This is a genomic window from Paraburkholderia graminis C4D1M (assembly GCF_000172415.1).
Taxonomy (GTDB): domain Bacteria; phylum Pseudomonadota; class Gammaproteobacteria; order Burkholderiales; family Burkholderiaceae; genus Paraburkholderia; species Paraburkholderia graminis.
Genome location: NZ_ABLD01000032.1, coordinates 34,688 through 48,491, shown reverse-complemented (window position 1 = coordinate 48,491; position 13,804 = coordinate 34,688). Strand labels below are relative to the sequence as shown.

11 protein-coding genes are annotated in these 13,804 nt (G+C 57.6%); 4 read left to right on the top strand and 7 right to left on the bottom strand.

The window, feature by feature from the left end; translation table 11 throughout:
- The first annotated feature begins 339 nt into the window (after positions 1 to 339).
- Positions 340 to 969 (top strand): TetR/AcrR family transcriptional regulator, encoded by a 630-nt coding sequence (locus BGRAMDRAFT_RS29815; protein WP_232292384.1) that lies wholly within the window; start codon positions 340 to 342, stop codon positions 967 to 969.
- A gap of 58 nt (positions 970 to 1,027) precedes the next feature.
- Complete coding sequence (locus BGRAMDRAFT_RS29805) at positions 1,028 to 2,230, top strand: acyl-CoA dehydrogenase family protein (protein WP_006052626.1); 1,203 nt, start codon at positions 1,028 to 1,030, stop codon at positions 2,228 to 2,230.
- Positions 2,231 to 2,727: 497 nt separating this feature from the next.
- Here BGRAMDRAFT_RS29805 and BGRAMDRAFT_RS29800 read toward each other — a convergent pair whose 3' ends face one another.
- The 7 genes from BGRAMDRAFT_RS29800 to BGRAMDRAFT_RS29770 form a co-directional block, all read right to left on the bottom strand.
- A complete protein-coding gene (locus BGRAMDRAFT_RS29800; protein ID WP_232292383.1) occupies positions 2,728 to 3,921 on the bottom strand; it encodes an OmpP1/FadL family transporter in 1,194 nt (397 codons plus the stop codon).
- Between the two features lie 122 nt (positions 3,922 to 4,043).
- Positions 4,044 to 5,228 carry an acetyl-CoA C-acyltransferase gene (locus BGRAMDRAFT_RS29795; protein WP_006052623.1) on the bottom strand — a complete coding sequence of 395 codons (1,185 nt, stop codon included), beginning with the start codon at positions 5,226 to 5,228 and terminating at the stop codon, positions 4,044 to 4,046.
- 15 nt (positions 5,229 to 5,243) lie between these two features.
- The gene (locus tag BGRAMDRAFT_RS29790; protein WP_006052622.1) at positions 5,244 to 6,167 is read right to left on the bottom strand and encodes an SDR family NAD(P)-dependent oxidoreductase; all 924 of its coding nucleotides are present in this window, start codon (positions 6,165 to 6,167) and stop codon (positions 5,244 to 5,246) included.
- Positions 6,164 to 6,655: a MaoC family dehydratase gene (locus BGRAMDRAFT_RS29785; RefSeq protein WP_006052621.1), complete on the bottom strand. Its 492-nt coding sequence runs from the start codon at positions 6,653 to 6,655 to the stop codon at positions 6,164 to 6,166. The genes BGRAMDRAFT_RS29790 and BGRAMDRAFT_RS29785 overlap by 4 nt, the downstream gene beginning before the upstream one ends.
- Positions 6,656 to 6,671: 16 nt before the next feature.
- On the bottom strand, positions 6,672 to 7,448 hold the full coding sequence (locus BGRAMDRAFT_RS29780; RefSeq protein WP_006052620.1) for an SDR family oxidoreductase: 777 nt from the start codon (positions 7,446 to 7,448) through the stop codon (positions 6,672 to 6,674).
- A gap of 115 nt (positions 7,449 to 7,563) precedes the next feature.
- Positions 7,564 to 9,195 (bottom strand): AMP-binding protein, encoded by a 1,632-nt coding sequence (locus BGRAMDRAFT_RS29775; protein ID WP_006052619.1) that lies wholly within the window; start codon positions 9,193 to 9,195, stop codon positions 7,564 to 7,566.
- A gap of 236 nt (positions 9,196 to 9,431) precedes the next feature.
- A complete protein-coding gene (locus BGRAMDRAFT_RS29770; RefSeq protein ID WP_006052618.1) occupies positions 9,432 to 10,400 on the bottom strand; it encodes a polysaccharide deacetylase family protein in 969 nt (322 codons plus the stop codon).
- Positions 10,401 to 10,582: 182 nt separating this feature from the next.
- Here BGRAMDRAFT_RS29770 and BGRAMDRAFT_RS29765 point away from each other — a divergent pair, with 182 nt between their 5' ends.
- The gene (locus BGRAMDRAFT_RS29765; protein WP_175130978.1) at positions 10,583 to 11,563 is read left to right on the top strand and encodes a helix-turn-helix domain-containing protein; all 981 of its coding nucleotides are present in this window, start codon (positions 10,583 to 10,585) and stop codon (positions 11,561 to 11,563) included.
- 1,141 nt (positions 11,564 to 12,704) lie between these two features.
- On the top strand, positions 12,705 to 13,781 hold the full coding sequence (locus BGRAMDRAFT_RS29760; protein WP_006052615.1) for a sugar ABC transporter substrate-binding protein: 1,077 nt from the start codon (positions 12,705 to 12,707) through the stop codon (positions 13,779 to 13,781).
- Positions 13,782 to 13,804: the final 23 nt, after the last annotated feature.

The window sequence follows — 13,804 nt, the reverse complement described above, 5'->3', positions numbered from 1 at the left end:
CCGGGTGGCCTCGGGGGGCCGGCGCAGGGCCTGGGTTTCCTCGGCGCGCTCTTTCAGGGCGGGGGCGAGTGCGCGGGCGCGCTCGATGAGTTCGTCCGCGGTCCCGGCGCGCGCGAGGGCGGGCGTTTGTTCGGGGCTGGGTGCGGTTTGCATGTTCAAGGTGATCTCCGTTGGGTCCGTTTTTATAGAACATACGTTGTATAAAAAACAAATGCAAGCCTTTCACATTGAGGATCTACCCTGCCCGAAAGTCCTGATTGCCCCACCACGCCAATGCTGGTAAGTTAGAATGACTGTTTCGATGCAGCGTAAAAGGGACGAAAAATGCCGAAATTGGGAATGGAGGCGATCCGCCGTCGGCAGGTAATGGATGCCGTGATCCATATCCTGTCGACCAATGGCTGGCGCGACCTCACGATCCGGGAGGTCAGCGACGTCGCGGGCATTTCGTCCGGTGTGATCACCCATTACTTCAGCAACAAGCGCGCGCTAACGCTGGACGCGATCAACGACGCCACGCTGCAGTTCGTCAAGGCGCTGGGCAAATTCGAAAGCCGGCGCAGTGACGCCGCGAGCCGCCTGGTCTCACTCGTAGATTTCGTCAGCCAGCCATCGCCCGCTGGCATCCCGGAATGGCGGTTCTGGTTAAGCCTGTTTGGGCGCATGCCGTTTGACGGCGTGCTGCAGGCGGAAGTGCAGAAGGTTCACCGGCTCTATGCCGAAGTCATTGTCAGACTGATCGAGGCCGGTGTTGACGAAGGCAGTTTCCACTGCAGCCGCAAACCAGGGGATATCGCCATCAAATTCATCAGTGCCGCTTTCGGGCTTTGCGTGCCGATGGTGGCCGATCCCCAGGCGATGCCACCCGAGCGCTGCCGTCGTCTGCTGCTCGACCTGCTGAGCCAGGATCTCGGTCTAAGCCTGGGCGATACGCCGTCTGAGAAAGCGCTCACGAAAGCCGTAAATTGATCGGGTGATGCGGACGTCATCCTTGCCCGGTTTGGTTCGCCACCTTCAGGGAGCTTAGTTGACCGTCACCTATTCCGAGGAATTCAGGGGCGAACGCGTGCAAAGCCGAACCCTGATCACCGCTTCGCGTAACCTCATTCCAGCCCTGAGAGAACGGGAGGAGGAAGCGGAGCGCCATCGCCGTCTGCCAGAAGCAACCAGCCTTGATCTGCGACGTACCGGGGTTGCGCGCCTGCTGCAGCCCGAATCTTTCGGTGGCGCAGAAGCTTCGCTCGAGCACCTCGTAGACGTGCTGGTCCCGATTGCGAGCGGTTGCCCTTCCACGGCCTGGTGTCTGGCCCAGTACCTGTTCCATAACTACATGATCGCGCACTGGCCGGTGGAGGCCCAGCGAGAAGTCTGGAGCGATCCGACCCACCTTGTCAGCGGGATTCTGGTGCCGCGTCTCGGCACGGCACGGCAGGTCGACGGCGGCTACGAGCTGTCGGGACAGTGGCCCTTTGTGAGCGGCGTGCAGGCGTCCGACTGGTGCATCCTGGCCGGCATGGTGGAGCAGGACGCCGCCCCGGACGAGGAGCGCTACTTCCTGGTTCCCACCGCGTCGCTGACAATCCTCGACACCTGGAATCCAATTGGACTGCATGGCTCGGGCAGCCACGACGTTGCAGTCGACCGGATATTTGTCCCCGAATATCTCACCTTGTCGATCTGGCACATGAAGGGTGGCGACTTCCCGGGTAAGGTCCTGAATCGCGGCGCACTGTTCCGACCACCACTGCTCATGGTCAGCGGCATCCTTCCCGCCGCGTGCCTGATTGGCATGACGGAAGGGATGTTCGAGCAATTTCTGCTGCAGTCGCGCGGCCGCAAAGCACTCAGGACCAGCGAAGACACGGTGAACTACCCGACTCACCAGATGCGCGTCGGTGAAGTATCGGCATCGCTACAGGCAGCCGAGATGCTCATCCGCGCTGACTGCCGGGAAATCATGGAGTTCGCCGCGGCTGACAGCACGTATTCGCCAATGGAACGGTCAAACTACCGCTCCAATTCGGCGTACGCGGGGCAACTCGCCCGGCAGGCGGCTGAAATTGTATGGGACTTGATCGGCGCACGCGGTGCCTATGCGACCAACTGCATCGCAAGGTACTACCGGGATATCGCCGTGGCGTCGCGCCACACTGCGATCAACTGGGAAGTTAATGCGACTGAACACGGTCGCGCCCGACTCCGCCTGCCGCTCACAAACCCGTCGCTGTAGAAGCGCTATCAAGAACGACTTCGCGGAGAGCAGCTGGAACAGGGGCATAACACGTACCCTGCTCGTTCCAGGATTCACCTGTGTTGCGTCGTATATGCTCCGCGCGAAAGGGGGCAGGACGATGAAACCTTCATCGGCAAGCGCGCAGCACTCGTTGCAGTCAATTCCGCGAAGGCCCATCGCCAGGACTTCACTCGACATATACATTTGCGAAGCTGAGCGATTTGCCGATTCGAAGCCGAACTTACCCGTGATCTGCAAACAAGTGCTGCGCCATTTCTTTCATAAAGCTGTCTTATTGCGTGCTGTCTGTGAGATTTTTATGGGTACGTTGTTCTATATACCGAATTTGTACCCTATCAACTGTCCGGCGACCAGTTCGGCGCAACCGCGGACGGCACGGCTAAGCGCGCACCTTAGGTCCGGGGTACGCCCTCCCCTGAGGCATCGCGATCCTGTTCTGATCAGTGGGCCGCGTGAGTCGGCGGCCCGGAGCGCTAGAACCTGTGTGTATACCCCGCGGTATAAACCTGGTATGTCGCGCGAATGTTGGTTCCCAGACTAGGTCCCGTTCCAACGATTGTCGTCGGAATGTCATACTCGAAGGCCGCTGTGATCAGGTTGTTCCTGTCTATCGCGTAGGTGGCGCCGACTGTTACCGCGCGAGGGCTGATGCCTGGCCCATACACGTTAGCCACCGTATGGTTGGAATCGATGTTGTTATTGGCGAAACTGTAGCCGGCACGGAGGGTCCATTTCCCGTTGACATCGTACGAGACTCCGACTCGCCCAACGTTCTGATCGCTGTATCCCCACGTTGTCGGTGTGTTGTAACCCGCTGCGCCGGACCATTCGATTCGCAGATAATCCAACGCAATGGTCAGTCCACGTAACGGCCGAATCGCAACGCCTATACCGTACCTGGACGGGCTATCGGTACGCCCACCACTTGGCGAAAGTACGTCGTCCTTATATCCGGGCAGCGCCGTAAACCATGTTTTCGTGAAGTACGATATCCCCAGCGACACCAGACTGGTCGGCGTCCAAAGCACCCCCATCCCCGCACCGATACCAGTCGCGTATTCATTGCCGTGGCTCGATACCGGTTCGAGCGCGCCATCTGGCCCCGGCGCAACGAGCCCGCCCAGCCGGAACTGCTCGACACCGATCACAAGCGACGCGCCAATAGACAGACTTGGCAGGGGCTTATAGGTGATCGTCGGACTTGTATTGACAACGATCAAGCTAGCCTTGGCATCGCCAGCTCCCGGAACGGGAAGCACTGGACGTCCATAGTTTGATGATGCACCTGCACCGGTAACAGCCACGCCGAATGTCCACTGTGGCGCAATCTGGTAGTTCAGCCCGAGTCCCGGAGACACGATGACTCTGCTGGAGAAGAGGTGATTACCGGTAGAACCAAATGTGGAATCGGCGGTAAGCGGAATTAGTGTCCCGTAGAAATCGACTCGCGCCCCCAATTCTGCAAGCCCCGCCGGGTTGTCGACCGCCGAAGCCACGTCTTGCGGAAGCGCGATCGCCGCTCCGCCCATACCAGACGAAATTGCTCCGTTACCGGTGAAATAAATACCATCGGTTGCAAAGGCATTCGGGGTCGAAATGGCAAGAGCAATGCCGGACAACAAAAAAACAGTGCGTTGGCGTTGAATGCTATTCATCATGATGTTCATGTCTCCATCAATTTATTTAGTTTTGCTAATTTAATAATCGAGCTGTTATTACTCCTCCCAACCTATTTCTGTACCAGCAGGAGAGGGTTTCCCTGGCGGAATCGCCTCTTCCCGCAACCCCGTCAGACCACCTCGAAGAGACTCGCCGCGCCCATCCCGCCACCGACGCACATTGACACTACGACGTACTTAACGCCCCGTCGCTTTCCCTCCAGCAGCGCATGGCCTGTAAGTCGGGAACCGGTCATACCGTACGGATGTCCGATCGAGATGCCACCGCCATTCACGTTATAAATCTCAGGGTCGATCCCAAGCTTGTCCCGGCAGTAGAGCACCTGGCAAGCGAAGGCCTCGTTTAGCTCCCAAAGACCAATGTCGTCGACCTTCAGGCCATGCTGCTTGAGGAGCTTTGGAATTGCATAGATCGGCCCGATTCCCATTTCTTCAGGCGGACAGCCCACGACCGCTGTGCCACGATAGACGCCCAGTGGATTGAGGCCTCGGCGCTCTGCGAACCGAGCATCTGCCAGCACACATGCAGATGCTCCATCGGACAGTTGACTGGCATTGCCGCCGGTAACGCAGCCTCCCTCCACCACGGACTTCAGCATTGCGAGTCCTTCGAATGTCGTGTCCGGCCTGTTACCTTCGTCCTTGTCCTGAAGCACATCACGAAAGCTAATTTCCCCGGAATCTCTATCCTGCACCTTCATCCGGGCATGCATCGGCACGATTTCCGCGGACAGCCGGCCGCCTTGCTGCGCGGCGGCAGTACGTCGCTGAGATTCAATAGCGTACCGGTCCTGATCCTCGCGAGAAATCCCGTACTTCTTCGCCATGAACTCGGCAGTCTGCAACATCGGCATGTACGCGTGCTCGACCATTTCTACGACCCGCGGATCGATAGTCTTCGCGCCCCATGCAGCGTATTCGTTCTGTACCGCTGAGATGTTTTCCTGGCCGCCCGCAACACATGCATCCACACCGTCTACGACGATTTGTCTGGCGGCGGACGCAACGGCCATCAGACCGGACGCGCATTGACGATCCAACGTCTGCCCAGGCACGGAGACCGGCAGCCCCGCTGCAAACACTGTATGACGCGCCAGGTTGCCACCGGCCGTTCCCGCCGACAGCACGGTGCCGATTACGACGTCCTCAAACGCATCCGGTTCAATGCCCGAACGCTCCACCGCGTGGCGGACCGCGTGCGCCATCAGCGTCGGCGATCTGGTGTCGTTAAAGACGCCACGAAAAGCTCGGCCGATAGGGGTACGGGCGGTGGAGACGATAACGGCTTCACGCATGGAATTGGCTCCTGGTCATTGATCGTAAGCAGTCTTGGCGGCCGCGGTCGCTTTGTCGACGAAACGCAAAGTCTGGTGCGTTGCGCTTTCCAACGCGGTCAGTCTCTCGGCGTTCGATATCTCGGCAAAGCGGGCTGCGATAACCTCCGGGGTGCGTTCGCTCTCTGGCAAATAGATCCCTTCGGTTTCGTAGACGAAGTTGCGCGTAAAGACACCACAGCCGGCACCGAGAATGACCTTCGATGGCGCATCGTCGCCGACAAGAAAGAGAACGCCAGGCGTGACGGACTCCGGCGCCATCAATTTCATCGCGTGTTCGGGGATCAAGCCGGCCGTCATGCGCGTCGCTGCAGTTGGAGCCAGCACATTGACACGGATATCGTACTTGTCACCTTCCATATGCAGCACGTTCATCAGACCGACCATCGCTGCCTTGGCCGTTCCGTAGCTCGACTGCCCAAAGTTTCCGTAGATACCGGATGCCGATGATGTGAGAACAATGCGGCCGTACTTCTGCTCACGCATAAGATCCCAGACCGCCTTCGTGCAATTAACTGTGCCTCGCACATGGACGTCCATCACGGCCCAAAAATCGTCCAGCGACAACCTGGCGAAAGTCGCATCGCGCAGAATGCCGGCATTGTTGACCAGGATGTCCACGCGCCCCCAAGCGTTCTGTGCCGCGGCTATCATCGCTTGAACTTCTTCGAACCTTGCGACATTGGCTCCATTCGCCATCGCCTCACCGCCAGCAGCTCGAATTTCCTGGACGACCGCTTCAGCCGGGGATGTACTCGCATCACGTCCGTCACGCGCGCCTCCGAGATCGTTCACCATGACCTTGACGCCACGAGCGGCCAAACCAAGGGCATGTGCTCGACCCAGGCCGTTTCCTGCACCGGTGACGATAGCTACCCGACCTTCGAACCGATTGCTCATACCCGGCTCCCCTCTTCCCTGGCATCATTTACCAGGCATATGCCAATCCATTCTGCGACCAACGCCGGCTTTGATTCGCCCTCGATCTCGACCGTGACAGTGAAGATCAACTGGTAGCGACCCGGCGACGGCACGCTGAACTCCGAGATCACGAACTTCGCGCGGACGCGCTTTCCGTTTCGCACTGGCGATGGGAACCGGATCTTGTTGTAGCCATAATTGACCGTGACGCCAACATCCGACGGGATTGGCACTGATTTTTCGATCAAGGCAGGCAGTAACGACAGAATCAGGAGCCCATGAGCCACAGTGTCACCAAACGGACTATCCTTCGCCTTTTCCCGGTCAACGTGGATGAATTGTCGATCGCCGGTCACTTCGGCAAACGCATCGATACGCGCCTGGTCGATCACTTCCCATTCCGAAGGCTCAAGTTCTTTCCCAACCATCGCCCGGAGTTCATCCGGACTCACTCGCAGTGTTGTCATAAAGCAACTCCTTTATTTATCGCGTAGTAGAGAATCCACCATCCAGGGGAATGACCGCGCCGGTGATATACGCCGACGCTGCAGACGCCAGGAAGATCGCTGTTCCGACAGCGTCCGACGCTTGTCCCGTACGTCCTCGCGGAATCGCTTTGACAATCGCGTCTCCAAACTCCTTGAGCACCTGCGCAGTCATCTTCGTTTCAAAAGGTCCCGGCGCGATGACGTTGACGTTGATGTTCGCGGGTCCCAAATGTTTCGCGAGGTGACGAGTTAAATGATGGAGAGCGGCCTTGCTGGCGGAGTAGGAAAAGTTCTCCATCTCGGGGCTTGTCAGGCCATCGACGGAACCAATATTGATGACCCGGGCGGGATCAGCTTCGCTTCCCGCAGCCCGCAACGCCGGCGCCAGTTGCTGGGTGAGAAAGAAAATCGAGCGCACGTTCAGATCCATGATCTTGTCCCAACCGCTTTCCGGGAAATCGTCGAACGGTGCTCCCCAAGTGGCGCCGGCGTTGTTCACCAGGATGTGAATGCTGGGCTCGCGTTTCAACATCTCGGCAGCAAATCCGCCGGCAGCGTCTGGCGCAGACAAGTCGGCAGCGATTGCGATAGCTTCTCCGTGCTTTTTGAGCTCGCGCTCCGCATCAGCGCATGCATCAGCTTTGCGCGAGGCGATATAAGTCTTTACGCCTGCTTTGACTAAACCTTCAGCAATCATATAGCCTATACCGCGGGTGCCACCTGTGACGATAGCGACTTTGCCGCTAACGTCGAAGAGTTGACAGTTGGACATACCGATTCCTTGTCGCTCGATAAGTTGATAAGGTGAGTGCATGACGCGGCGAGATAGATCGCCGCGCCGCGTGCCAGCGGCTGTCGAGCCTTGGCTCCGAAGAGAATTCTGCTAGTTAGGTCAGGTTCCGCATTTCTCGTCGCATAATCTTGCCAACGCTGGATTTCGGCAGGGCGTCAACAAAACCAATAAATTTTGGAACCTTATATCCCGCCATGCCAGCGCGACAGTGGGCAATCAACGCCGCCTCGTCTATCTCCACGGCCGGCGCCTTGACCACGAACAGCTTGACTGCTTCACCTGTTTTCTCGTCGGGAATGCCGACGCAGGCACATTCGGCCACGCCTGGAAAGGTGGTAGCAACGGCCTCGACTTCGTTTGGATAGACCTTAAAACCGGAGACAACGACCATATCTTTTTTACGGTCTACTATTTTCAGGAATCCTTTTCTGTCGAATACGCCGACGTCTCCAGTACGAAAGTAGCCGTCGCTTGTGAAAGACTTCGCGTTTGCCTCGGGATTTTCCCAGTACCCGCCCATGACCTGCGGTCCCTTGATGCAAATTTCACCCGCCTCGCCGATATTGACTTCAACGTCATCCTCGTCCAGTAATTTAATGTCGGTTGATGGCAGCGGTAGCCCAGCGGTTGAGTTGAACTCGACGATATAGTCAGGGTTAAACGAGACGATCGGTGACTCGGACAGGCCGTAACCTTGGCGGATAAAACTGCCCGCGACCTGCTTCCAGCGTGCCGAGGTGGTGGCGAGCACGGCAGCGCCGCCGCCAGCGGATAAGCGCAAACGCGACCAGTCAACATCGATCATCCGCGGATGTGCCGCCAGACCAGCATACAGAGTGTTGACACCTATGAAGACAGTTGGTCGCGCAGCTTCCAGCACGTCGATCAGCGCTCCGACGTCACGTGGATTAATTACCAGCCAATTTTCAGCTCCAATCGAAAAATAACTAAGGAAGTTCACCATCAGAGCTAGTACGTGATAGAGCGGTATTGCAGTAACTATCACCTCCTCTCCCACACGCAGAACCTTTGGCGAAAACGCCTTGAACTGCTCGATGTTGGCAATCAGGTTGCGATGTGACAGGACGGCACCCTTGGATAGCCCGGTCGTGCCTCCGGTGTACTGCAGGAAGAGCACATCGTCGCCAGAGATAGAGACCGGAGTGAGTTGCAGGGTGCCACCAGCTTCCAGGGCAGCGGGCAGCGTGATCGAGCCGCGCAACGATGCATCGACGGCGGGCCCCGGAATCGCGACTTTTCCACAATCACCCAGCCCCACGGTAATGACAGTCGTGACGCTGGTTTTTCCGATCACTTCGGCAAGCGTCGATGTTGAGCCATTGCAAACGACGATCACGCGCGCGCCGGCATCGTTGAGCTGATGCTCGAGTTCGCGCGCGGTGTACTGCGGGTTGACGTTGACCTGGATTGCGCCAACCTTCGTGATGCCAACGAACGTAACCGGAAACGACAGGACGTTGGGCAACATTACCGCCACACGGTCGCCCTTCCTGACACCGACCACATGTTGAAGGTAGGCGGCAAAATCGGTCGACTGGAGATCCACATCAGCGTAAGTCAGCGTCTGTCCGTTGGCGTGAAACGCCGGCTTGTCGGCGAAATGACGCATCGCTCCGTCCAGCAACTCGTTCACCGATCTATAACGATCAGGGTCGATTTCCGCAGGAACGGATCCGTAGGACTGAGTCCAGTGTCTGTTGTTCATCGGCTTTTCATCGTAAGTGCATCCACCGGAACGACGGCGGGTCAACCGCCAAGCGCCTCGGCCCGAGGAGTGATGGAATTCTATGTATGGACAGCGTGCGCAGTTCGCTTACTCAACCCTTGAGTCAATCGATTCCCCAAAGGAGCTGTAGTAAAGAATTCACAAACCACGACAGCACAACCAGTTATTGCGATATGTGAATCCTGGTGAAACGCACGCTGGCCATGCATTGGCTATTACGCCCACGACCACTCGTATTTTCCGCCTGCGCGTTCGCAGAGCCCGCGAAGCAAGTGCTCATACATCGCGATGCTATCCATGCCTTCCCGCGGCGACGCCTGAAGTACAGCGTGAAGCATCGAGGGAGTCATCCTGTCGATCGAAATTCCTTGCCCAAGACAAAATCGTTGGAGTTGATTGACAAATTTTGGGCTTACCTGAGGCATCGCCCGGTGGGCTACATCTTTCATCGCGTGATCGAGGCTGACGAATCGAACGCCTAACCGCTTGAACGCCGTGAGAATATCGTCAAGAGTATCCATGGCGATGGGTGTCCCATGAATAAGCCAGATCTGCGGAATATCACGACCAAACACCAGGCGTGCCGCCCTGGCAGCTTCGCGCAACTGAACAACAGCCGCCTCGACGTAGCTTTGCCTGAGCATGGTCAGTGATTCCTTGTCACCATTCAGGTGAGATCGGGTATGTGGAACGATCCAGGCGAAATCGTTGAACCACGCGGAAATAGGCGCATTGGTATAGCCTTTCCTTGCCAGGAAGTCTTCGACCTCACCGCGCTTTGCCGCGCTGTCGCCGCTCATGTCCATCGAGTAGCGGAAGTAGCGGCCCGGAGCTCGCTCGATCAGTTCGCCGATGACGCCCTCCGAGCGCTCGATGTCTTCGCAGTAGTTTTTTGCCGACACCCAATTCAGGCAGGCGTGACAATGAGTGTGGTTCCCAAGATGGTGCCCGCTATCGACCCAATGCCGCAAAATTTCCTTCAATCCTGGATCGTTATCCAGCGGCGACGTGTGCGCGAACCCGTAGACGCCATTAATCCGATGTTTGGCCAGTGTTTCGATCACCGACGTCACAACCTTTTCACGCGTGTAGCCCTCAGGCATGGGCGCGTCATCCCATAGCAACAGTTCGTCTACGGTGATAGCAACTTCCAACGGCAATGCGTCTTCAACAGAAGTGACCATGGCTAGTGTCTCCGACTTTTTTGTATATATCTGACGGCATCATATTCGTCGGAGTGCTCAGGTGTTTTCGCAAAAGCGAACCACCTGCTTTCTGCAAGCGAACTTCAGCCGCTTGTCTTGAATACGCGTTTGGATGTATGTTCTGGAACCGGTCGACGATCGAACGGCCATTGGGTGGAGCGATGAATTCCCTGACAAATTCCTGCAATGCCGATGTACCGCGAATGCTCTCGGTCTCCACGAGCGGCTTGGATCCGCGATTGCAACTCGATGCATGGGAAGATGCAGTGGTTAAGTTGCACGGGAGTCTCCGGTTTGAGCGGAAGAATGGGCTCGGCTATCTAGGCCGGCTTCGCGCGCGACAAGACGCAAACTTTCAGTTCGTCGAGTTTGAAGGAAACACGGCATCGAGTACGAGAACTGCTGCGCATGCAGCGTCTGACGCCATTCACCGGTTCGAAATTATGGTCGGCGTGGCCGGAGAGTGTGTGGTGCAGCATTGCGGAAATCGGGCGCTGCTAACGCCTGGACGCATTTTGCTGGTCGACATGTCAAAGCCTCACGCCATGACTTATGGTGAAGGGGTATCCATTGCATTGATCGCTTGCAATCGAGCATTGCTCGAAGGGCGCCTGCCCGATGTTTCGAGTGCTTGCGGGCTTCTGCTACCCGTTGAGAACCCTATCGCTTCGGTACTCCATGCGTATGTCATGGGCGTGAGTCAGGGCGTCGAGCGGTTGCAGGACCACCAATTCCGCTACACGATGGCGCAGATGCTTGATCTGGTCACGCTGATGCTGGATGGTCAAACCGATCTTCGTGGACAGGCAAATGTCACTCAACTCGCGTTGTTGCGGCGCCTGAAGCAGCACATACATCAGCATTTGCTGGATGACACTTTGTCCATCGAAGACATCGCGCGTGCCAACAGCATCTCCTCGCGGTATATGCAGAAGTTGTTTCGACTTGAAGGGACCAGTCCAAGCGACTACCTTCTCGAAGCAAGGCTCATGCGAGCAAGGGCCCTACTCAAGGAGAGTCCCCCAAGGCAGTCCGTCGCGAGCGTGGCATATTCATCTGGCTTCACAAATGCCAGCCATTTCAGCACGGCCTATAAGCGCAGGTTCGGATACTCACCGCGAGACGAATTACTTCAACCGTGAGCACCGTTCATGCTCCGCGTCCGGCAGCGGCTCTTGCCAGCGCGTGACCACGCGCGGGTCTGCTCTGCAATCCGATTCAACGTCGACGGTGACCCCGAATTCGAGCTGGAACCACGGCGATCCCGGCCGTCGGTCGCCAACTACCGCCAGCCTTTCCCGGCACGGCACCGGCGACAAACTCACCTCGGAAAACGGAACGAAAACGTGGGGCTGCCTGGACAGACGGGCTCAAACGTTCATCGGTCCATCAGCGCAGCTCAAGTGTTGGCCGAAACCGAAGCATCGATAGTTTGAAAGTCCGCAAAAACTAACAGCCTGAAACTGCAACCCCTCTGCTTCAACCCGTATTCCAGCATTGCTTCGTGCTGATCGATGAACACCCTTGCCCTCGTGAGTGCCATGGAATTCACCGCGGACCCGGTCGGGCTGCGTACCCTCACTCACGGCCTGATGGCACAAACCGTGCGCGATGCAACATGGAGAGCACCATGCTGTCGATCTCCAGAGGGTCATTGCTTGACCCGGGATCGTGGCGCTGGGTGCAGCGACCGAAGCGCCGGATGTTAGAAGCCGGAAACGGACTCGCTGAGTGAATATCTTCCTCGCCTACCTTCCCCGTTTTTACGAAACCAACGTTTTGTATCCGAAAATGCCTCGCAAGCGCCAGCGGGCCGTGACCAAACCAATGTAGCGCGAAAGAAATCGACTTGGAAGCTGCAAAATGGCTCCTCGGGGTAGCCCTCATTGACATATCTTTATGGATAAGTTGTTCTATATACGGATAACAAACCTGTGATTTGGCGAAAAAATGAGAGCGGCTTAAACGAGCGAGATAGCCCAAAATGGCCCGCTCTTAGGCCCATGCGCCTAGTTGAACAAGGCAGGATCCGCTCGTATCCGCGCCGGGCTTTTCCTGCAAAACTATCGCACCCGGCTGCCAAACCCTGCAATTTGGGTGCGGCCCATCACCATAAACATAGCAAGTGACTAGTACTGCCCTGCTTGACAGTTTTTTTTAGATAGGTTGTTCTATATACCGTAACAACACCCGCAGTTCTGATCAGAAATGTTCATCGGAGGCTTCGTCCACTGCGGGCCAGCCGCCTTCAACAGTTCACCATTTTTCCCCCGGAGGGGACCCATGCGCGATTTGCTTTCCCTGACCCAGCAGCTTGTGGACGGCCGTGTCTCCCGTCGCGGCTTCATGAAGACGGCCGCCGCCTACGGCGCCGCGGCCGCAACCCTTGGCGCGGGTGGCTATGCGCGTGCCGCCGGTAACGGCGCGCTGATCGGCTTCAGCTTTCCCAGCTTCGATGCGTTCCGCTGGCCGCACGACCGCCACTACTTCGAGAAACGCGCCGACGAGCTCGGGCTGCGCTACATCATCCAGGGCGCCAACGAGGACGTCGCCACCCAGGACTCCCAGGTCGACGCCATGCTCTCCCAGGGCATCAAGGCGCTCGTGATCATTCCCGTGAACGTCGACGCCGGCAAACAGATCGTCGAGCGTGTGAAGCGCGAAGCAAAGATCCCCATCATTTCGTATAACTACGTGATCCCCTCCACGGCCGTCGACTACTGGGCCGGGCGTGACAACTATTTCGTCGGCGAACTGCAGGCCAGACAGGCCCTGCAGGAAGCGAAGAAAGGTAACTGGGTCATTGTCAGTGGACCGGAGGGCATCGATGTGGCGCGCCAGAAGACCGAAGGCGCACTCCGGGTGATCAAGCCGCACATCGACTCCGGCGAGATCAGGATCGTGTCGCATCAATGGCACGATGCATGGAGCCCGGAAGGCGCGCTCAAGCAGGTTGAGGATGCGCTGACGAGCCACAACAACAACATCCAGGCCGTGATCGCCAACGAAGACGGCATGGCGCTCGGCGCGCTGCGGGCGCTGACCGAGCAGAAACTCGCCGGCAAGGTCTGGCTGTGCGGGGAGGACTGCTGGCCGGAGGTGGCCAAGGAGATCGTGGCCGGCCACATGGCCATGAGTGCCTGGACTGACCTCATCCAGATGGGTCAGGTCGCCGCCGATGCAGCCTTTGCGCTGACCCGCGGGCAGGTACCGCAGAGCAATGACAGCATCGTGGTGGCGGGCAAGAAAATCCCCGGAACGCGCATCCGTTCACTCGGCGTGAACAAGACCACGTTGCCGGACTTCCTCCAGCGCACCGACTGGCTGAAGCCGTCAGATATCGGTCTGAAGAAGAGCTGAGCGGATGATGAATATGGAAGCGT

Excerpts from the sequence above, each read along its gene's own strand:
- BGRAMDRAFT_RS29815 (WP_232292384.1), top strand. The coding sequence starts at position 340 with ATGGAGGCGATCCGCCGTCGGCAGGTAATGGATGCCGTGATCCATATC.
- BGRAMDRAFT_RS29800 (WP_232292383.1), bottom strand. The coding sequence starts at position 3,921 with ATGAACATCATGATGAATAGCATTCAACGCCAACGCACTGTTTTTTTG.
- BGRAMDRAFT_RS29795 (WP_006052623.1), bottom strand. The coding sequence starts at position 5,228 with ATGCGTGAAGCCGTTATCGTCTCCACCGCCCGTACCCCTATCGGCCGA.
- BGRAMDRAFT_RS29790 (WP_006052622.1), bottom strand. The coding sequence starts at position 6,167 with ATGAGCAATCGGTTCGAAGGTCGGGTAGCTATCGTCACCGGTGCAGGA.
- BGRAMDRAFT_RS29785 (WP_006052621.1), bottom strand. The coding sequence starts at position 6,655 with ATGACAACACTGCGAGTGAGTCCGGATGAACTCCGGGCGATGGTTGGG.
- BGRAMDRAFT_RS29780 (WP_006052620.1), bottom strand. The coding sequence starts at position 7,448 with ATGTCCAACTGTCAACTCTTCGACGTTAGCGGCAAAGTCGCTATCGTC.
- BGRAMDRAFT_RS29775 (WP_006052619.1), bottom strand. The coding sequence starts at position 9,195 with ATGAACAACAGACACTGGACTCAGTCCTACGGATCCGTTCCTGCGGAA.
- BGRAMDRAFT_RS29770 (WP_006052618.1), bottom strand. The coding sequence starts at position 10,400 with ATGGTCACTTCTGTTGAAGACGCATTGCCGTTGGAAGTTGCTATCACC.
- BGRAMDRAFT_RS29765 (WP_175130978.1), top strand. The coding sequence starts at position 10,583 with ATGAATTCCCTGACAAATTCCTGCAATGCCGATGTACCGCGAATGCTC.
- BGRAMDRAFT_RS29760 (WP_006052615.1), top strand. The coding sequence starts at position 12,705 with ATGCGCGATTTGCTTTCCCTGACCCAGCAGCTTGTGGACGGCCGTGTC.